General features: G+C 72.1%; 18 protein-coding genes and 1 riboswitch. Of the genes, 9 read left to right on the top strand and 9 right to left on the bottom strand.

Going from position 1 to position 17,892, the window contains the following annotated elements; translation table 11 throughout:
* Positions 1-141 precede the first annotated feature (141 nt).
* Entirely contained in the window at positions 142-384 is a 243-nt protein-coding gene (locus CP980_RS04850) for a hypothetical protein (RefSeq protein WP_132754312.1), read from the bottom strand.
* Positions 385-1,478: 1,094 nt separating this feature from the next.
* On the opposite strand from CP980_RS04850, the gene CP980_RS04845 reads away from it, so the two are divergent.
* The 3 genes from CP980_RS04845 (at position 1,479) to CP980_RS04835 (ending at position 3,549) form a co-directional block, all read left to right on the top strand.
* Positions 1,479-1,865 carry a hypothetical protein gene (locus tag CP980_RS04845; RefSeq protein WP_150492729.1) on the top strand — a complete coding sequence of 129 codons (387 nt, stop codon included), beginning with the start codon at positions 1,479-1,481 and terminating at the stop codon, positions 1,863-1,865.
* A 537-nt stretch (positions 1,866-2,402) separates the two neighbouring features.
* Positions 2,403-2,606: a cold-shock protein gene (locus tag CP980_RS04840; protein ID WP_030861277.1), complete on the top strand. Its 204-nt coding sequence runs from the start codon at positions 2,403-2,405 to the stop codon at positions 2,604-2,606.
* Between the two features lie 268 nt (positions 2,607-2,874).
* Complete coding sequence (locus CP980_RS04835; protein ID WP_189998380.1) at positions 2,875-3,549, top strand: pyridoxine/pyridoxamine 5'-phosphate oxidase; 675 nt, start codon at positions 2,875-2,877, stop codon at positions 3,547-3,549.
* Here CP980_RS04835 and CP980_RS04830 read toward each other — a convergent pair.
* From CP980_RS04830 to CP980_RS04815, 4 genes are all read right to left on the bottom strand, one after another.
* Positions 3,501-3,827, bottom strand: coding sequence for a hypothetical protein (locus tag CP980_RS04830; RefSeq protein ID WP_132754308.1), 327 nt, complete (start codon positions 3,825-3,827; stop codon positions 3,501-3,503). The two genes, CP980_RS04835 and CP980_RS04830, sit on opposite strands and share 49 nt — an antisense overlap.
* Positions 3,828-4,106: 279 nt before the next feature.
* Entirely contained in the window at positions 4,107-5,039 is a 933-nt protein-coding gene (locus CP980_RS04825; protein WP_150492728.1) for a 5'-nucleotidase, read from the bottom strand.
* 150 nt (positions 5,040-5,189) lie between these two features.
* Positions 5,190-5,615, bottom strand: a complete 426-nt coding sequence (locus CP980_RS04820; RefSeq protein WP_150492727.1) for a hypothetical protein — start codon at positions 5,613-5,615, stop codon at positions 5,190-5,192.
* Positions 5,602-6,054 (bottom strand): Ohr family peroxiredoxin, encoded by a 453-nt coding sequence (locus CP980_RS04815; RefSeq protein WP_150492726.1) that lies wholly within the window; start codon positions 6,052-6,054, stop codon positions 5,602-5,604. The genes CP980_RS04820 and CP980_RS04815 overlap by 14 nt, the downstream gene beginning before the upstream one ends.
* Before the next feature lie 76 nt (positions 6,055-6,130).
* A riboswitch (guanidine-III (ykkC-III) riboswitch) is annotated at positions 6,131-6,193 on the bottom strand.
* Between the two features lie 96 nt (positions 6,194-6,289).
* Between CP980_RS04815 and CP980_RS04810 the strand changes: the two genes are divergently transcribed.
* Positions 6,290-6,505: a hypothetical protein gene (locus CP980_RS04810; RefSeq protein WP_132754741.1), complete on the top strand. Its 216-nt coding sequence runs from the start codon at positions 6,290-6,292 to the stop codon at positions 6,503-6,505.
* A gap of 153 nt (positions 6,506-6,658) precedes the next feature.
* The gene (locus CP980_RS04805) at positions 6,659-7,516 is read left to right on the top strand and encodes an SDR family oxidoreductase (protein ID WP_150492725.1); all 858 of its coding nucleotides are present in this window, start codon (positions 6,659-6,661) and stop codon (positions 7,514-7,516) included.
* Between the two features lie 31 nt (positions 7,517-7,547).
* On the opposite strand, the gene CP980_RS04800 is transcribed toward CP980_RS04805, so the two are convergent.
* The 3 genes from CP980_RS04800 to CP980_RS04790 all read right to left on the bottom strand — a co-directional run bounded on the left by CP980_RS04800 (position 7,548) and on the right by CP980_RS04790 (position 10,431).
* Entirely contained in the window at positions 7,548-7,739 is a 192-nt protein-coding gene (locus tag CP980_RS04800) for a hypothetical protein (protein ID WP_099888536.1), read from the bottom strand.
* Between the two features lie 80 nt (positions 7,740-7,819).
* Positions 7,820-8,986, bottom strand: a complete 1,167-nt coding sequence (locus CP980_RS04795) for a DUF1152 domain-containing protein (protein WP_167535792.1) — start codon at positions 8,984-8,986, stop codon at positions 7,820-7,822.
* Positions 8,983-10,431: a coproporphyrinogen-III oxidase family protein gene (locus CP980_RS04790; RefSeq protein ID WP_150492723.1), complete on the bottom strand. Its 1,449-nt coding sequence runs from the start codon at positions 10,429-10,431 to the stop codon at positions 8,983-8,985. The genes CP980_RS04795 and CP980_RS04790 overlap by 4 nt, the downstream gene beginning before the upstream one ends.
* Before the next feature lie 219 nt (positions 10,432-10,650).
* Between CP980_RS04790 and CP980_RS04785 the strand changes: the two genes are divergently transcribed.
* The 4 genes from CP980_RS04785 to CP980_RS04770 are packed head-to-tail and all read left to right on the top strand — an operon-like array spanning position 10,651 to position 15,552.
* On the top strand, positions 10,651-11,904 hold the full coding sequence (locus CP980_RS04785) for an ATP-grasp domain-containing protein (RefSeq protein WP_150492722.1): 1,254 nt from the start codon (positions 10,651-10,653) through the stop codon (positions 11,902-11,904).
* A 5-nt stretch (positions 11,905-11,909) separates the two neighbouring features.
* Positions 11,910-13,232: an ATP-grasp domain-containing protein gene (locus CP980_RS04780; RefSeq protein ID WP_150492721.1), complete on the top strand. Its 1,323-nt coding sequence runs from the start codon at positions 11,910-11,912 to the stop codon at positions 13,230-13,232.
* The gene (locus CP980_RS04775) at positions 13,229-14,488 is read left to right on the top strand and encodes an MFS transporter (protein WP_150492720.1); all 1,260 of its coding nucleotides are present in this window, start codon (positions 13,229-13,231) and stop codon (positions 14,486-14,488) included. Before CP980_RS04780 ends, CP980_RS04775 begins: the two co-directional genes overlap by 4 nt.
* The gene (locus CP980_RS04770; protein ID WP_167535791.1) at positions 14,485-15,552 is read left to right on the top strand and encodes a peptidogalycan biosysnthesis protein; all 1,068 of its coding nucleotides are present in this window, start codon (positions 14,485-14,487) and stop codon (positions 15,550-15,552) included. The genes CP980_RS04775 and CP980_RS04770 overlap by 4 nt, the downstream gene beginning before the upstream one ends.
* Here CP980_RS04770 and CP980_RS04765 read toward each other — a convergent pair.
* Positions 15,512-17,764, bottom strand: coding sequence for an ADP-ribosyltransferase domain-containing protein (locus CP980_RS04765; protein WP_150492718.1), 2,253 nt, complete (start codon positions 17,762-17,764; stop codon positions 15,512-15,514). The two genes, CP980_RS04770 and CP980_RS04765, sit on opposite strands and share 41 nt — an antisense overlap.
* Between the last annotated feature and the right edge of the window lie 128 nt (positions 17,765-17,892).

The raw sequence follows: 17,892 nt of genomic DNA, 5'->3' as shown, positions 1-17,892 counted from the left end.
ATGCTCACCGGGCACCCGAATCGCTGCTCGTACTCCGTCTCGGTGACGGTCACCCGGGTCTACGAATAGACGGGAGCCGTTTGGACGCGGCGCTGTGCGGACCGCCGGATCGGCGGACCACACAGTGGAGATTTCGGCGCGTCAGCAGCCGTCGTCGTATCCTCCGCCCCAGTCGTCGTCGTTGTCGTACCCGCCGTGGTTGTGTCCGTAGCCGCCGTCGTCGTCGTCCCAACCGCCGCCGTGGATGACGGAGGTGACGGAGGTGGCGGGGTGCGTCGGCACAGCCGCAGAGGCAGTGCCCGCGGCGCCGAGCGCGGCGCCACCGGCCATCAGGACACCGACGGCGGATACGGCGAAGAGCCGCTTCACTCTAATTGCCTGCATGATTAAAGAACCCTTCTCAAAGTTGTTCCATTCATTGAGGCACGAGTTCGCTTGGCCTCCTCTCGCATATCGTGTGCGGAGGCTTTCGGTCGCCAGGTGAATGTGTTGTGTGCGAATCCGTCGTCAACGTGACCTCGTGGGCCACGGACCCTCTGGACAATTCCCAAGCCTGTTTGCGTCAGGGGAGGCCAGAGAACGGATTTCGCAGTTGCGACCGTCTTCTGGCCATGCTAGTCGCCTTCACGCGACTCGTCACCTGGGGTCGCGAACCCGGATGTACGTTTCGAATCGGCGGGCCGCGGAGCGCTGCGGTCGGGTGCGCCGGCGCGCGAGTGGGTGCGGGGGTGCGTGGGGGTGTGTTCCGGGTTCAGGCCAGCCTCTGCTCGCGGGGCGTTCACGTCTTGCTGCGGCGGGCCGGCGGGCACTACACGGTCTGGCGCGCATGGTCAGTTCCAACTGATGACGATCCGGTTCAGCGGGGCGTCGATGCTGAACTGGCGGGACACCTCGGGGGCAGGGGTTTTCAAGGGCTGGAGCTCGAAGTCGGCCTGCCGGCCACGGTGGTCACAGTCCCAGGTGCGGATGGCGTCGGCGGCTGACCTCCCCGTCGCCGGGTCGATCGCGGACCCCCGTTGCCCAACGGCCCCGACCCCCGGTGGGCGGCGTAGAAGAAGTAGGACATGCCAGGTCCTCTCCCCGAAGGCGGCCCGACCGCTGCGGTCCCGCCCCACCCCACCCCGGTCACACCGCCGCCCCCCCCGGCGCGGGAGCCAAGACGGCAGGGACGCGCCAAGGCGAGGGCCGTATCCGGCCGATTCCGCAGCCACCCGCTGGTGGGCGCCACCGGCGACCGCCAAGATGAACCGCAGCCACCCTGTCAAGGGGGCGGCCATGGGGCCTCGTGTACGTCGCGCACCGGAGCGGCGAGCCAGGCGCGAACCGGATCAGCGTGGTCGACCCGGACACCGGCCAAGTCGCGGCCACCTATCGCCGGGATCGGTGACCCCGCCCTCCCTGGCCCACAACGAGGGCCACCCTGAACGCCGCTGCACAGCATTCCGGACAAGAGGCGCCTGAACACGGCGACTTCTCAGATGATCGTGGCCGCCGAGGCGGGGAAGGACCCCGTCCTCATGCAGGCGCCCCTGCACCACATCGAGGAGATCGTCCCGTCCGTCGACGGCCCTCTACGTCCGCGAGCGCGACACCGTCAGGCGCTTCGACGCCGTAACCGGAGAACTCCTCGCCACCTTCCCCGGCTGGCCTACCGCTCCTTCGCCGTTCACCCCGACTCCAGCGCCGACTACGCCACCGCCGGAGAACTGCTGCTCCGCCTGGACGGCACCACCCTGGCCACCACCGTCGAGGAGAAGCGGCTGCCGCGTACCGCGCAGGTAGCCGTCGACCCGGACGGCAAGAGCGTGTACGTCTCTTCCGTCACGGCGGCCGGGTGGCCGCGGCCCAACTGCCAGGCGGGATAGTCCACATCGCCTTCGCCGCGTCGCCGCGATCGCCCGCCGCGCCGGCGTCGACCGCACCTTCCTCCACCGTCACCGCGACCTACTGGGCCAGGTCCCACCCCCAAGCGGCGCAACCGCCCCCGCGCACGCCCCCCGCGGTCCCGCCGTCAGCCTCACGCTCGCCCCTGACCCCACGCTCGTCGCTGAGGAGGGACAGGAGGTAGACCTACAACATGATCTTCAATCGGGGAGGAGAACCCTACGGCTCGTGGTGGTCTGACACCTGGCGCACCGGGTGCGCGGGCGGGCCGGCGTGCTGACGGTGGGTCTGCTCGGCCGGGACCGGTCTGACGTTCGCAGCATGCCGGGTGGGTGTTCTCGTGGTGCGAGCGGGGCTGTCCGTGTAGCGTCAGCACCAGCTGTCATGGTTCCGAAGTACCGGTTGCCCGTGAGTGCACGTTCACGGGCGATTTTGCTGTTCGCAGTCTCTGAGGACCAGGGCGATCACCTCCGGCTCCCGCAAGGTGCGGGACCGGTCCAGAGTCCCTTGGAGGACACATGGCCAGCGGAACCGTGAAGTGGTTCAACTCGGAAAAGGGCTTCGGCTTCATCGAGCAGGACGGCGGCGGCCCGGACGTCTTCGCCCACTACTCGAACATCGCCGCCCAGGGCTTCCGTGAGCTGCAGGAAGGCCAGAAGGTCAACTTCGACGTCACCCAGGGCCAGAAGGGCCCCCAGGCGGAGAACATCACCCCCGCCTGATCCTTCACCCCCCTGTGACGGCAGCGGCCCCACCCGTGGTGCCGCTGTCGTGAGAAAGCCCGGTCGGCACGCGTGTGCCGGCCGGGCTTTTCGCGTGCGGGCCAGGCTGTGCCGACTCCGCCCGGGCCCGCTCGGCAGGGCGCATCACACAGAACCGCATCTGTGGCCCCTCTGGTCGATGTGACAAGCATTTGCCAGCTGATTTACGAACATGGCCTCGCGGATGCAAGATGCTCGTGTGGGGTTGCCGTAAGCCGAGGAGCTGATGATGACCGCGGGTTCGGAGCAGGCGGGTGGCACGCGTCAGTGGCTGCGCGGTCTGGAGGTGTTCGCCGGCCCGCTGCCGGACTTCGATCCGGAGCAGGCCCCGGCCGATCCGGTGCGGCTCTTCCTCTCCTGGCTCGTGGAAGCCGTAGCCGACGGTGTGCGCGATCCGCACGCGATGACTCTGTCCACGGTCGACCCGGCCGGTGATCCGGACGCCCGGGTGCTGATCCTCAAGGGTGTCGATGCCTCGGGCTGGCGGTTCGCCGGGCACGCCTTCAGCCCCAAGGGCGGCCAGCTCGCCCACCACCCGAGGGCCGCCCTCACCTTCTACTGGCCCGAACACGGCCGGCAGATCAGGATCCGGGGCAGCGTGACGCCGGGCGCGGCCGAGGAGAACACCGCCGACTTCCTGGACCGCTCACCCACCGCCCGCGCGGAGACGCTGCTGGGTCGCCAAAGCCAGCACCTGACCGACACCGTTGATCGCGACCGGGCCCTGGAGAAGGCCCTGGCCCTGATCGAGCAGGAGCCCTCGCTCGTCGATTCGGCCTGGACGCTCTACACCCTGGCCCCCGCCGAGGTGGAGTTCTGGCAGGCGGCCAAGAGCAGCATCCACACCCGGCTGCGCTACGAACGCACCCGGGCCGGCTGGGAACGCTTCCGGCTCTGGTCGTAACGGCCGCACGCCCGCACCCGCATGCCGGCACCTCCGGCTCCCCGCGGGTGCGTCCCCGTGGACCCCGACCGCACGAACCGGCGGCCGACCCGGCCCGCTCGTACGCCGAACACCTCCCGGGCGATCAGGGCGATCCGGTTGTCGACCTCTTCCTCGCTGCGCCCGGGCTTGATCACCTGCGTGGCGATCACGTGCGCGAAAAGGCGCTGCGCCATGCGCTGGCCTTCCAGCAGGTGCAGGGCGCGCAGCCCCACGTCCATCCGGTCCAACGTCGCCATCGTGTGTCCTTGCTGTCAGCCGTACTCGCGCCCCTTGCTGCCGGGCCCGCCCGCGCCCGGGCCACCACCCGAACCGACCGCGGCGCGCCGTAGCGGGCCCGTGGCGGGAGTGGTGATCGACCGGCGCGAAGGGAGGAGCCCAGAGCACGGAGCCGAACCTAACAGCGGCCGCCTGCGCGGCATCACCGGTCGATCATCCAGCGCTCGCCCGATCCCGGTGGCCCGCACTGGTCCGTCGTACGAGGCCCACCGGACGCCGACGACGACCGCGGAGCGTGCTCATGAGGGGGCGTTGACGATGCCGAACGGTATGTGGACGCTGGGTGTGGCGGGTGCGGTGCCGTGCAGGTGGGAGACCTGGTCGTCGAAGAAGATGTGCGGGTCCAGGGCAGTGATCACGGGGGCCTTGTCGACGCCGCCCAGGAAGCAGGCGTCATTGACCCGTAGCCCCCACCGCTTGAGGCTCAGCAGGGCGCGCTCATGCGCGGGGGCGTCCCGAGCGGTGACCAGGGATACGCGCAGGCGCGGCTGGTACCCCGGATTCTTGCGGCGCTCGTCCTCCTCGCGGCGCTGGATGCGGTTGATGCCGGCGAGGAACTCGCTGAGCGGCCCTGGATCGTGCGGTGTGGTCGCATTGCGGACCTCGTGCGCACGGAATTCTTCGATGCCGGCGCTCTGGAAGACCCGCTCGGCGGAGTCATCAGCCAGTACGCCGTCGAAGTCGAAGGAGATGCGCAGTTCAGGATCGGCCTCGTCATCGACCCGCGCCGTCTCCAGCACGTGACCCGCAGGCATCCCCTCCGCCACCGCCTCGCGAACGTCGGCCCCGTGGGCCGACAGGAACAGCGACATGTGAAGCGCCGGCATGAGCCTGTGCGACGAACGCCCCTGCCGGAAGACGGCTCGGCTGATGGGCAGTCCGTGCGCTTGGATCGAACGCATGACCCGTAGGCCGGTGTCCGGGTCGTTTCGCGACAGGATGATGACCTCGACCAGCGATTCGGGCGGCTCCGCGAGGTCGTTCAACGACAACAGGCGCCGGACGAAAGGGAAGGCGACCCCCTTGGCCAGCACGTCGTCCACGTGGGCCTCTTGGTGGGCCCGGTAGGCGTCCTCTCCCCGCTCCCGGAACACCGCGTCGCAGTCGGTGAGGTCGAACAGGGCACTGGAGGCGATCCCCACCACCAAGCGACCGGACAGGTCGTACCTCATGACACCCCCAGCTGGCGTGCGCGCAGTATCGGGATGGTTATCTCCCCGGCGCATATGTCGAAAACATGTGCGGTGCCCTTGGCCGGCCTGGGCAACTCCTCCCTCCTGGCGGAGCCCTGCGCACGGCAGCGGCCGCCGCGGGCGGGTGGGTCACAGGTGCCAGTACGTGCCGGTGTGTGCGTCCACGTGCACCACGTGGGGGCCCACGCGGACCACGTGGTGGTCCGGGCCCGACCAGGAGCCGTAGGGTTCCTCGGCTTCCGGGAGGGGGGTCCAGACCTCCAGGAAGGTGCCGCCGTCGGGGTTGGTGCCCTGCTCGACGAGGTTCGCGCCGTCCCGGTGGAACGTGCCGGTGTCCTCGCCCGGCTCGCCCGTGAGGTGGTGGAAGCGCACCCGGGTGCCGTCGAAGGAGGTCGTACCGGCGAAGCCCCGGCTGTCGGCGTAGTACGGCCCGGCCTGCAGCCACACCACCTCGCGGTCCTCGACGAGGGGTCCGCCGTCGCGGCTGATGCCGCGCCGCAGCCAGGCGCCGTACGGGGGCACCGGGACCCCGGGCCCGGGCTCAGGCGCGGTCATCGGCCGCGGCCCCGTCCACGGCCAAGAGCGTCAGCGGTACGTTGCCGCGCACGGCCTGCGCGTACGGGCAGACCGCGTCCGCCCGGTGCAGCAGGGGCTGGAGGTCCGCCGCCCGCCACCCGGGCAGGCTGACGGTGAGCGCCACCGCGAGGCCGTAGCCCGCGGGCGTGTCCGTGGTCCCGAGCTGCACCTCGCAGGCCACCTCTGCGGCGGAGGCGTCCGCCCCGAACTCGGCGGCGACCTCGGCGAGCGCCGAGGTGAAGCAGGCGGCGAAACCGGCCGCGAACAGCTGCTCGGGGTTGGTGGCGCCGGGGACCTTCTTGCGCGGCGGGGCGAGGCGGAGGTCCAGGCGCTTGTCGTCCGTGCGGACGGATCCGGTGCGTCCCCCGGCGGCGTGGGCGGTCGTCCGGTACAGGCTGCGGGTGAGTGGCACGGTCATGGCGTACGGCCCATCTTGCTCGACGAGGACGCTGCCCGGGCGCGGACAGCGGGGCGGCGCCGCTCGTGCGGCACCTCGCGCGTCGTCGTGCGTAACCGGGTACGGCGCATCTCGTCCGGGGCCGTGGACCGGCCGCCGGATAATCTAGCAACGCGATGCGCCGCCCGGGGCGTCACCCGCGGTGAACTTCCTCACCCGCCGCCGCGCCGGTTCGTACACTCGGCCCGTGGACGGCATGAGATGTACGTACTGCGGTGGCGTCGGCCTGGAGCCGGGTTTCGTCGAGGACGCGGGGGAGGGGGCCCGGGGGTACGCGCGCTGGATCGCCGGACCGCTGGAACGGGGCCTCTTCGGCGGCGCCAGACGGCTGGGCAGGCCGCGGCGGCGCATAGAGGCGTACCGCTGCCCGCACTGCGCCCACCTGGAGCTCTTCGCGACCGAATCGGTGTGACCGGCGGCCCGGGCCGACGGCGCCGCGTGCGCCCGTACGTGCGCCCGCGCGCCTCCGCACGCCCCCGCGGGAGGGGATGACCGAAAGCCGCCGCCCCCCGACCATGACCGTCAGCACCACGGTCCGCACCACTCGCTCGTCACGGGGGTAACGATGGGACGACGCTGGCTGCTCACGGGATGCTCCTCCGGCCTCGGACACGCGCTGGCCTCGGCCGCGGCCCGCGCCGGGGACGAACTGGCCGTCACCGCCCGCAAGACCGCCGACCTGGAGGGCCTCGCCGCCGCCTGGCCGGGCCGTATCGTCCCGATACCGCTCGAACTGCGGGACGCCGCCTCCTGCGAGGAAGCCGTCCGTAGAGCCGTCGACCGCCTCGGCGGCATCGACGTCCTCGTCAACAACGCGGGCATCGGGCTGTTCGGTGCGGTCGAGGAGGTGTCGGACGCCGAGTTGCGCGATCAGCTGGAGACCCTGGTCGTGGGGCCGTGGCGGCTCACTCGGCTCGTCCTGCCGCTCATGCGGGCCCAGGGACACGGCCACGTCGTCAACATCTCCTCCGTGGTCGGCCGGATCGCGTTCCCCGGAATGGGCGCCTACGTCGCCGGGAAGCACGCGCTGGAGGGCATGAGCCAGGCCCTGGCGATCGAGGCCGCCCCGCACAACATCCGCGTCACGGTGGTGGAACCGGGCATGTTCGCCACGCGGTACGGCACGTCCATGGCGCAGGCGCGGCGCCGGATCCCGGTCTACGACGTGACCAACCGCGAGATGCTCGAAGGTGCCCGGGGTCTGGCGGAGAACCCCGGGACGGGACGCCCCGAGGACTTCGCCGCGCGGGTCCTCGACATCGTCGCGGCCCAGGGTCCGACACCGCTGCGGATCCCGGTCGGCGACGACGCGTACGGCTACCTGGACCTGGCCGAGCAGGCCGACCGAGAGGAGTTCGCCGCGGCGCGGATCCTCGCGCAGGGCCCGCCCCTGCCCGCGCCGCCGGCCCCGCCGCAGGCCTGACGGCGGGTCGTACGGGCGCGTGGGCCCGGGGTCAGCGCGCGTGGTGGCGGACGTCCCGCTGACCGGGCACCCGGGTCGACCGGGGAGCGCCCGGGCGGCGATGGCCGGCCCGCGCTCGGCGGCCCGGGAAGGGGTTCTTCCGGACCGTGGCGCTGGGGGCCGCGACCAGGAGGCCGACGAGGACGAGGGCCACGACGAGGATGAGCACTGCGCTGAGGTTCATGTTCCTGCCTTTCGCCGGGTATTGACGTGCTTCCACTACTCCTTGTTACCGGTTCTCCGGCATCTAAACACAGAGGGTGACTAGTTGTGGAGCTCGCCCGACGCCCGGCCCGTGCGGATGCCCTCGGTATCTACCCCTTCGGCAGCCGGGACCCGCCCCCGAAAAGACACGGCCCGGTCCGATAGGGAGGTGAGGTGGAGCAGGGGGGCGTTCGTGCCGAGGGTGGCCCGGAGGGCAGGGATGTCCCTCCATGTGAGGCCCAGGACGCGCGCCGCGTGACGGAACGTCATGTGGTAGGCGCCGTCGGCCGCTTCGCGCAGCGCCTTCATGTTCTCGTCCCGGTCCAGGGGGACGGGGCGCGGCCGTGGAGGCGTACGGGTGCGCTCGCTCTCCAGGCCCGGGATGCCGGTGAGCCGGCGCGAGACCTCGGCCGCGGCCTCCAGGTGCGCCGGGCGCTCGGCCACGAGGGCCCGGGCGACCGGGTTGTGGCCGATGGCCTCCTGGAGCGGTAGCGGGTACAGCCGCGGGGAGGCGGCGGTGAGGGTGATGACGCTGTTGACGGTGCGGACCGTGCCGCGCGCGCCCTGGATGGCGGCGGCCCACAGCGCCGACGCCTCGGAGGGGTGCCAGGCCAGTGCGCGGGCGGCCGCCGCCACCGCGTCCCGGCCGGGGACGAGGGGGAGGCTCCCCGCGAGGCGTTCGAGCAGGACGTGTTCGCCGATCTCTCCGTCGAGGCCGGGCCCCGCGACGTGGACGGTGGTCGCCATGCCGGTCAGGTGGCACGCGGCGAGGGTGAGGGCGTCCCCGAACGGGCTGCACAGGCCGGGCTCGTCGCCGTGGGTGAGGACGTCGCCGCCGATGTCGACGATACGGATCCGGCCGCCCTCCGCGGCTTCGGCCATGGCCGCGATCTGCCGGGCGAGGGAGGGGAGTCCCCCGGAGGGGTCGAGGAGCAGCAGCCGGGCCGGCAGGTCCCCGGCCAGGCCGGGCATGGTGGACCCGGCCGGCGGACGGGCGCGGGTGGCAGGGGTGAAGGCGGCGAAGCCGCCCCGCTCGTGGACCAGCCCGTCGAAGTGCCGGGTCCCGAGGGGGCGGGCGGTCGGGTCGACCTCGGGGCGCTCCCACGCGTACGTGGCGATCAGCGGCGGACCGGCCGGACAGGCCGGGTCCGCCGCGAGGGCGCGGGCGGCGATGAGGGTCCCGAGGGGATCCCCTCCGCCGCCCGCCGCGATGTACAGATCGCTCACGCGGCTCCCTCGCGCTCGCGCAGGTCGACGCCGGTGATCCGGACCGGCGTCGCCCCCATGTTCTTGCGGGCGCGCTTGTTCGCGGCGTGGAGGTCCTCGTAGTACTCGCGGTCGAGCTCCTTGACGGACCCGGAGTAGAACATCCAGGACAGCACGTCGCGGTACTTGAAGCCCTTGGGCGTCAACTGGACGCGCCGGCCAAGGCGGTGGACCAGCCCGTTGGACTCGGCCGCTTCGAGGACGGGCTCGAACTCCGCGGCGTGCTTCTGGTACCCGAAGCGGTCGAGCTCGCTCAGGTCGAGGTCGAACGTGTCGAGGACGAGGCGCTTGCGCACGATCTCCTCATCGGTGAGTTCGAAGCCGGTGACGGGCGCGAGCTCGTGGTTCTTGGCCCTCCTGATGTAGTCGGCGACCTCGGCCGCCGAGGGCTTCACGCTGCCGCACATGTAGTCGAGCACGCTGGTGTACGAGCGGGCGCCGACACCGAGGCCGAGCAGGGGCACGCCGTGGAAGGTGAGCACCTTCTGCACGTAGCCGCCGCGGCCGGGCTTCTTGTAGCGGACGGAGCCCTCCTGGACGTAGCCGTGGTCGAGGAAGACCTGACGGGCGTAGTCGTAGCGCTCGTAGAGCTCGGGCTGCCACATGTACTGGTAGGCGCCGGTCTTGGAGAACCAGGCGTCGGGCCGCACCGTGAGGAAGTAGGTGCTGATGGTGGTGGGGCGCAGCGCGGCCAGCTCGTCCACGCTCTGGCGCCAGGTCCGGGGGGTCTGTCCCGCGAAGCCCATGATCAGGTCGGTGGACAGGTCCGGCAGGCCGAGCTCGTGCGCGGTGCGGACGGCGCGCCGGATGACGTCCTCGTCCTCGCCGCCGCGGCCGGCTTCGCGGATCTCGCGCGGGACGAGGGACTGGATGCCGACGTTGGCGCGCGTGAGGCCCATCTCGATGAGGGCCTTGAACTCCTCCGGCGCGTCGGCGATCGACGAGGGGGTTGCCTCCACGGCGACTTCCTCGGCCGTGGAGCGCCAGTTGGGGTAGATCTCGCCGATGGTGGCGAAGATCTGCTCGAAGTGGCGGGGCCTCAGCAGAGCGGGCGTGCCGCCGCCGATGTAGATCGTGCGTAACCGACGGGCCTGGATGATCTCCGCGTGATCGCGGATCTGGGTACAGAGCGCGTCGGTGTAGGCGTCGTAGACGTCCTCGTCGGTACTGATGATCGTGTAGAGGTTGCAGAAGCCGCATTTGCGGTCGCAGAAGGGGACGTGCAGGTAGAGGTTGAGCTCGGGGACCTGGTGGTTGGCGAGATCCCTCGCCCACACCTCGGGGATGCTCCACTTGCCCTCCGGGAGGGGGCGGTAGGTGGAGCGGGGCGGGTACGAGTACTGGTAGGGCGGAATGACTCCCTGGACGATGTGGTCGGCGAGCTGCTGGTGCAGACTGCTGGTCACGGTGTTGCCTTCCCGTACGGGTTTGCAAGCGCGGACTTCCCTACCCTGGCGATCCGATCACGGGACGCTTGGCCGGTTCCATCGGGTAGGCGCACCAAATCCCCCGCACCTAGTGGCCAGTTCGTTGGTGAATACTCCAAAGGGTGCTGCCGTGCGGCGCGTTGTTTTCGTCGGTCAGGCCCATAGCCGCCGCGCCCGCGCCACGGCTTTGCTGGAGGAATGACAATCGGGGCGGGCCCGCGCGGGCCGGGAGTGCTGGTGGTCGAGCCGATGGGGAACGCGGGGCGTTTCCTCGTCGAGGCGGCCGACCGGCTGGGCGTGCGCCTGTACGCGGCCACCCACCAGGACGTGCACGACGGCTATCCGGACCGGCTGCGGGCCGCCCTCGCGGGGGTGTGCGCGACGGACCTGACCGACACCCCGAGGGCGCTGGAGGACATGGACGCCTTCTGCCGGAGGCACGCCATCGCCGGTGTCGCCCCCTGCTTCGAGCTGTTCACCCCGCTCGCCGCGCTGCTCGCCGAGCGGCTCGGCCTGCCGGGCAACGCTCCCGGGCTCGCGCGCGCGGCCAGGAACAAGATCCTGATGGGCGAGGCGTTCGCGGCCGCCGGGATCCCCGCCCCCCGCTGGGCGCTCGCCCACGACGCCGACGAGGCGTTCCGGGCGGCACGCGAGCATGCACTGGGGTGGCCGCTCGTGGTGAAGCCCGCGGAACAGGGCGGCTCGTGGGGCGTGTCCGTGGTCGACGGCCCGGACCGCCTCGCCGAGGCGGTCGGCGCGGCCCGGCAGTACACGTACGCCCACCCGCACGGCCTGGAGCTCGACGCGCGGGCCCTGCTGCAGGAGTACATCCCGGGCGAGGAGTACTCCTGCGACACCGTGGTCGCGGACGGGGTGGCCTACCCCCTGCCCGTCGTCGCGAAGGACACCACCGAGGGCCGGTACCGCATCGAGACCGGCCACACCTGCCCCTCCGGGCTGCCCGCCCCGCTGGTCAGGAAGGTGCAGCACACGGCTGCTCGGGCGGCGCTCGCCGTCGGCGTCCGCAACGGGATCGCGCATACGGAGGTGAAGATCCCGCCGGGCACGCAGACGCCGTACGTGATCGAGACCGGCGCCCGGCTGCCGGGGGACAACCTGTGCGAGATCGTCGAGGCCGCGACGGGCGTGAGCGAGGCCGTGGCCCAGCTCCAGGCCGTGCTCGGCCTGGTACCCGACACCGTCCCCTCCCGCACCGACGCGGCGTCGATCCGGTTCCTGCTGCCGGAGCACGGCGGCGTACTGCGGGAGGTGGTCATCGCGGACCTGCCCGGAACCCACGGCGAAGTGCATCTCGGGCCCGGGGACGTGGTGCCGGAGCCGGCGGACTCGGCCTGCCGGATCGGGCACGTGGTGGCCCGTGCGGAAACGGCCGATCAGGCGCGCGGGCTGGCCGACCGGGCGGCCGCCCGGTCCCGAGTGGAAGTGGGCTGAAGCACGTGCGGAAGATCGCGTTCTTACGGTCGGTGGGCATCCGGCGCGCCGACCCCTACGTCCAGCGGGCCGTACGGGCCCTCGCGGCCGAGGGGATCGAGGCCGGGCTCTTCCACACCGGTGGCGCCGCCGGTGACGAGGACTTCCCCGGCCACCGGCAACGGCTCGACCGCGCCGTGACGCCGCGGGAGCTCGCGGACGCGGTCGCCGCCTGGGGGGCGGACGCGGCGGTGTCGATCTCGCTGCCCTGCGAGAACGCGCTGCGCGACGCGGCGGCCAAGGCCTTCCTGGACGCCGCGGGCATCCCGACGGTGATGACCCCGCTCGCGGCGACGATGCTGCTGGTGGACAAGTGGGAGACCAAGCGGCTCTGCGAGCGGGCCGGCCTGACGGTGCCCGAGGGGTTCCGCGTCGACTCCGATCTGCTGGCGGGGAGGGGCCTTGCCGTGCCCGGGTACCGGGACGCCCTGCGCGTGCGGGCCGCACAGACCGGCTATCCGCTGATGGCGAAGCCCGTATGGGACTCGACCAGCATGGGCATCCGCGCGCTGCGCTCGCCGGCGGACCTCGACGCGTACCTCGATGCCCACGTCACCGGCCTCGACCTCCGCCTCGACGCCCGCCTCGACCCTCGCCTCGACGCCCACCTTCCGCCTGGCCCGGCAGGGGTGTCGGCGGTGGTGGAGCAGGTGGTCGAAGGCGACCTGTGCAGCGTGGACATCGTGGGGCGCCCCGGGGCCTACCGGGTCCTTCCCCTGTGCTGGACCGGACGCGCCGGGGCGGAGCCGGTGTTCACCTTCGCCGACCTGCGCTGGTGCGGCCCGCGTGCGGAGGCGGACGCCGCGTTCGGCGAGGTGGCCCGCACGCTCGTGGACCTGTGCGAAAGCCTGGGAGTGTACGGATCGGTGAACGTCGACATGGTCCACACCGGCGGCCGGTTCGTGATCCTGGAGGTCAACCCGCGCATCGGCGGTGCCACCACCCTCTCGTGCGCCGCGTCCGGCACCAACACCTTCACCTCCCTCGCCCGTATGGCCCGCGGCCTCCCCGTCACCGGGGGCACGGCGCAACGCGCGGGCTGGGCGATCGAGTTCCTCGCCGGGGACGGCGTCCCACCGGAGGTGGTCGCGCAACTGCGCCGGAGCGTCAGCGTGGTCACCGCGCACGAGCTGGTCATCGAGGGCGCCTCCCGCGGGGACATCGTCGTGATCACCCTCGCCGAGGGCGAGGAGGAGCGGACCGTGAAAACCCTGACGGAGCTGCACGAGACGACCGGCTTCCCCGCCGCCGGCGTCCTGGGCAAGATCACCTCCCTGCTGAACCGGTGAGCGCGGCCACCGACACCCGCCGCCCGCGCCGCACCGCGGCCGACCGCCTCGGGCTGCCGCCACTGCGCGGGCACGGCCTGTTCATCACCGGCAACCTGATCGACTCCGTCGGCAACGGCATGCTGCTGCCGCTCGGACTGCTCTACTTCACCGACGTCCGGGGTCTGCCCCTGGCCCGGGTGGGCGCGGCGATGACGGCCGGTCAGGCCCTGGCCCTGCCCGTCACGTTCCTCGCCGGGCGGCTCATGGACCGAGTCGGGCCCCGACGCGTCGTGGTGTGGGCGAACGTCCTCTCCGCCGCCGGGTTCGCCCTGTTCCTGCTCGCCCGCGAGCCGTGGCACGTCGCCGGCGTGTACGTCCTCGTCCAGGCCGGCATCAACATGTACTTCACCGCGCAGCGCACCCTGATCACGCACGTCACCCAGGCCGACGAACGCCGCTCGTGGTTCGCCTTCACCGGCTCGCTGCGCAACGTCGGGCTCGCCGCCGGGTCCGCCGCCGCGGCCGGCGCCCTGACCGTGTTCGGGAACGGCTCGCTGCGCTGGATGATCGCCCTCGACGCCGCCACCTACCTCCTGGCCGCCGCCTGCTTCGCCGCCCTGACCACCCTCGCGCCGCAGCCGGACGGCGCGCCTCCGAGCGCCCTCGTGACCCGGGCCGACCACACCCGCCGCTACCTCCTGCTCGTGGCCGTCAACCTCCCCTACGTCCTCGCGCAGGCCGCCCTCGCCATCCTCGTCGCCGTCTACACCACCCGCGCGCTGGGCCTGCCCGCGTCGGCGGCGAGCCTGCTGTTCGTCGTCAACACCGTGATCGTCTCGGCGTGTTCGACGGCCGTCACCGCGCACCTGGCGCCCAAGGCGCCCCGGCGCGCCGTGGCCGTCGGATACCTGATCATGGCCGTCGGGATGGTGGCGTTCGCGCTCCCCGCGCTGCCCGGTGCCCTCGCCGCCACCGCCTGGGCGGCCCTCATCGTGGCGATCGCCCTGTTCAGCGTGGCGGAGATCCTCCTCGGCCCGGCGCTGAGCGAGCTGTCCGTGAGCCTCACTCCCCAGGCGGCCGGAGGCTTCACGCAGGGCCTGTACCAGTTCTCGTGGGCCGTCGGCATGGTCGCGGCTCCCGCCCTGTTCACCGCGCTGCTGGAAGCCGGTCCGCTCCTGCCGTGGGGTGTCGAAGCCGCCGCCTGCCTGCTCGGCGTACTCGCCGCGCCCGCCCTCAGAGCCCCCAACCGCCACCGCCGGAGGAATCCCCGTTGATCACGAGCGTCATCGAGTCCGTCCATGAGGTCCCCGCCGCCGAGTGGGAGCACCTCGCCCGGCCGGCGGGCCTCTACCTCTCCCACCGGTGGCTCGCCGGCGAAGAGGAAGACCCCACCGCCACCTGCGCGTACGCGCTCGTACGGGATCCGGACGGCGTCCTGCTCGCCGCCGCCCCCCTCTACCTGGTGCGGGACGAGCCGAACGACGGCTACCGGCCCGAGGCCGTACTGCCCCCGCACCTGCGGCCCCGTGTGATCGCCGGCGCCCGGCGCGGCTACCACAACACCCCGCTCACCGCCCCCGGCCTGGACTCCGGCCGGCGGGACGCCTGCCTCGCCCTCCTCCAAGGCGCCGTACGGGCCTTCGCCGACCGGCACGGAACGACGCACTGGTGGCCCTACCTCACCACCACGGCCGCCACCCGGCTCGCCCCCCTCTACCCGGACCCCGCCCTCCACCTGGAGGACGACGCCCTCATCCCCCTCCCCGGCACGGGCATCGACGACTACATCTCCTCCCTGCCCTCGCAGCGCCGCGTCGGCGTACGGCGCGAACGCCGCCTCTTCGCCGCGGCCGGCCCCGTCGTACGACGACAGGTACTCGCGGACTGCTTCGAGGAAGCCGCGGTCCTCCTCGCCGGACACCAGCAGGACCACGGGCACGACCGGGACGGCGTCGGCGCGATGACCGGCCTGCTGAAACGGCAGGCGGCGGCGATGGGCAGCGAAGCCCGGGTGGTGGCCGCCTACGACGGGTCCCGGATGACCGGCTTCTGCCTCTACTACCACTACGGGACCACGACCTGGATCCGGGCGGTCGCCCTCGACCGCGACCACCCGACACCCCACCTGTACTTCAACCTCATGTACTACCTGCCCGTCGAGGACGCCTACGCCCACGGCACGACCGCCCTGCACGCGGGCATGACGACCGTCGAGGCCAAACGCCGCCGCGGCGCCCGGGTGTCCGGCCTGTACGCCCTGGTGGACCAGCAGGCCGCCGGGCCCGGCGCGCCGCGGGTCAGGACACCACGGGATCGGCGTCCGCTTCCGTCAGCCTGACCGTGCACAGCCCGCCGCGCTCGCTCTTCACGTCCGTCACCTTGAGCTGCGTGCCCGGCGCGAGGATGTACTCCTCCTCCCCGGTGAAGGCCGAGAAGCTCCTGATGCCCACGGCCTTGGCGGGCGTCACCTCGAAGAGCGTCCGCTTGCCGCGGCTGCCCAGGAAGGACCGGGCCACGTGCAGCTCGGAGGTGCACGAGGACACGCCCCACCAGGTCACCGTCCGACCCACCGGGTACTGCGCCCGCAGGTCCAGCGAGACCCCGCGCCACAGCGGCTCGGTGCGGGCGGGCAGCCCCGAGACCGCCGAGAACAGCAGCCGCAGGTACGGCAGGTAGGGCGTGACCCTCGTGCGGTCCGGGGAACGCAGGACGGCGTTGATCTCGCGGTAGAACGCGGACTCGCAGGTGTAGAGGTGGAGCGCGGCGATGGCGTCGGCGGACAGGCCGCCGCCGGACGCCCCGTCCGCGCGCCGCTTGCCGAACTCCCGTGAGCGGTCGATGTGTCCGGTGAGGCCGGACAGCGTCCGGGCGACCGGCGCGACGGCGTCCTGGAAGTCCATCAGCGGGGTGGCGAAGACGCCGGTGATCGAGGGGAGGACCAGGCCCTCGTCCTTGACGCTGCTGAGCCGCTCCAGGTACAGCTGGTGCAAGTTCATGGTCGACTCGATGAAGGCGCCCATCCGGGCCGCGACACCCCCGTCCGCACCACCCGCACCGGCCGCTGCCGCCCCCTCGTCCCATCCCTTGCTCGGCAGCCAGTCGATCCCCTCGGCACCCAGCGAGGCCAAGGCCTCGTTCACCCTGGCGAAGTGGTCGCCCTCGCAGAAGACGTCGCCCTGCGCCGCCGGGTTGGCGTGGTCGATGTGCCGGACCTCGACGTCCGGGTACTTCTCCTGGAGCCGCAGGACGACCTTCTTCAGGGCGCGGGCGTGCGCCCCCCACCAGGCGAACACGACCCCGCGGTCCTCCTCCTCGGCGTCCTGCTTGGCCTTGAGGATCTCCTCGAGGATCCGCTCGGCGACGGGCCGCCAGAACGCCGTGTGCCGGTCGGCCCCCATCGCCCCGTCGCCGCTGGCGGTGAGCGAGGCGTTCAGCAGCAGGACGCCCTGGGTCAGCATCGCCTGGAACCACTCCGGCGGCCGGACCGTCTCCCGCTCCCGCAACAGCGCCCGGACGTCGGCGATCGGGGTCTTCTTCGCCATTCCGTACTTCCACATCGCCGCCGCCTTGATGATGCAGCGGATGCTGACGACCCTGCCGAACTGGCTGTCCTTCCAGTCGTTGAAGGTGTTGTCGAACATGGCGATGCCCGTCGCGCTCTCCGGGCGGGGGTACGGGTTCTGGCCGAAGACGACCACCTTCCATCGGTGCGGGGGGTGGGGCTTGAGCGCCTGGAACGTCAGCTCACGGACCGGGACCACCTCGGGGCCGCGGCCCTTCCCGATGAACCGGGCGGCGTCCGGCTGCGCCTCGATGACGGGCTTCAGGAGCGGAAGCCAGGGCTCGCCACCGCCGTCGAAGAGCTCGGCGAGGGCCAGGGGATCGGCTGAGGCCTTCGGCGGCACGATGCGTACGCGCTCCTCGACCGGGCGCTTCTCGATGCCGCCCAGCTGCGCGGTGATCGTGGCGCGCAGCTCGTCGTCGTCCTCGAACCAGTGGTCGTGGAAGAGCGTGTAACCGGTCCACATCAGGTTGGCGCACAGCCTGGCGGGCACCCGACCGGTCCGGGCGCCCATCCCGACCAGCGCCACGGAGCGGATGCTCCCCGGCGCCTTCCGGTTCTGCCGGTGGACGGCCTGGAACGCGGCGGCGCAGGCGAGGGCCACGTTCAGCGTGGCACTCACGTTCTGCGAGGACTCGACCATGGTCGGCGTCGATATCAGGAACCGGGGTACGGCCGCCCCCGACGGGACGCAGACCGCGCTGCCCAGCGGCATGGCGCCGGCGAAGCGGTCGCGGATCGCCCGCTGCACCCGCAGCTGTATGCCCGGTCCGAGGTGCCGCTTGACGGCGGCGTCGACGCCACCGTCCATCCGGCCCCGGGAGTTCGTGGGCGTGACCCAGGCGTCGACGTCCTCGTCGAGGATCGAGCCCCGGCGGATCTCGATGCCGGGGGTGTCCGCGAAAGCGGCCCGCCACGCCTCCACCACGCGCTCGTTGACGTCTGTCAGCACCACCCTGAGCACCGGCGGAGCACTGCTCTCGGTCATCGTCCACTCCTGTCGGAAAACGGCTCGTGCAACACCTCGAACGTAACCGCCGCCACTGACAGTTCTGCAGGTCCGCGGCGCCGGCGGCCGCCCGGCGGGAGCCGCTCATCCGGGTGAGGCCGCGGATG

Origin of the sequence: Streptomyces vinaceus (assembly GCF_008704935.1) — a bacterium.
GTDB classification, from domain to species: Bacteria; Actinomycetota; Actinomycetes; order Streptomycetales; family Streptomycetaceae; genus Streptomyces; species Streptomyces vinaceus.
This window is presented reverse-complemented; position numbering and strand designations above follow the sequence as displayed.

Bases quoted from the DNA above. Each gene is read 5' to 3' on its own strand.
- CP980_RS04850 (WP_132754312.1), bottom strand. From the start codon at position 384: ATGCAGGCAATTAGAGTGAAGCGGCTCTTCGCCGTATCCGCCGTCGGT.
- CP980_RS04845 (WP_150492729.1), top strand. From the start codon at position 1,479: ATGATCGTGGCCGCCGAGGCGGGGAAGGACCCCGTCCTCATGCAGGCG.
- CP980_RS04840 (WP_030861277.1), top strand. From the start codon at position 2,403: ATGGCCAGCGGAACCGTGAAGTGGTTCAACTCGGAAAAGGGCTTCGGC.
- CP980_RS04835 (WP_189998380.1), top strand. From the start codon at position 2,875: ATGACCGCGGGTTCGGAGCAGGCGGGTGGCACGCGTCAGTGGCTGCGC.
- CP980_RS04830 (WP_132754308.1), bottom strand. From the start codon at position 3,827: ATGGCGACGTTGGACCGGATGGACGTGGGGCTGCGCGCCCTGCACCTG.
- CP980_RS04825 (WP_150492728.1), bottom strand. From the start codon at position 5,039: ATGAGGTACGACCTGTCCGGTCGCTTGGTGGTGGGGATCGCCTCCAGT.
- CP980_RS04820 (WP_150492727.1), bottom strand. From the start codon at position 5,615: ATGACCGCGCCTGAGCCCGGGCCCGGGGTCCCGGTGCCCCCGTACGGC.
- CP980_RS04815 (WP_150492726.1), bottom strand. From the start codon at position 6,054: ATGACCGTGCCACTCACCCGCAGCCTGTACCGGACGACCGCCCACGCC.
- CP980_RS04810 (WP_132754741.1), top strand. From the start codon at position 6,290: ATGAGATGTACGTACTGCGGTGGCGTCGGCCTGGAGCCGGGTTTCGTC.
- CP980_RS04805 (WP_150492725.1), top strand. From the start codon at position 6,659: ATGGGACGACGCTGGCTGCTCACGGGATGCTCCTCCGGCCTCGGACAC.
- CP980_RS04800 (WP_099888536.1), bottom strand. From the start codon at position 7,739: ATGAACCTCAGCGCAGTGCTCATCCTCGTCGTGGCCCTCGTCCTCGTC.
- CP980_RS04785 (WP_150492722.1), top strand. From the start codon at position 10,651: ATGACAATCGGGGCGGGCCCGCGCGGGCCGGGAGTGCTGGTGGTCGAG.
- CP980_RS04765 (WP_150492718.1), bottom strand. From the start codon at position 17,764: ATGACCGAGAGCAGTGCTCCGCCGGTGCTCAGGGTGGTGCTGACAGAC.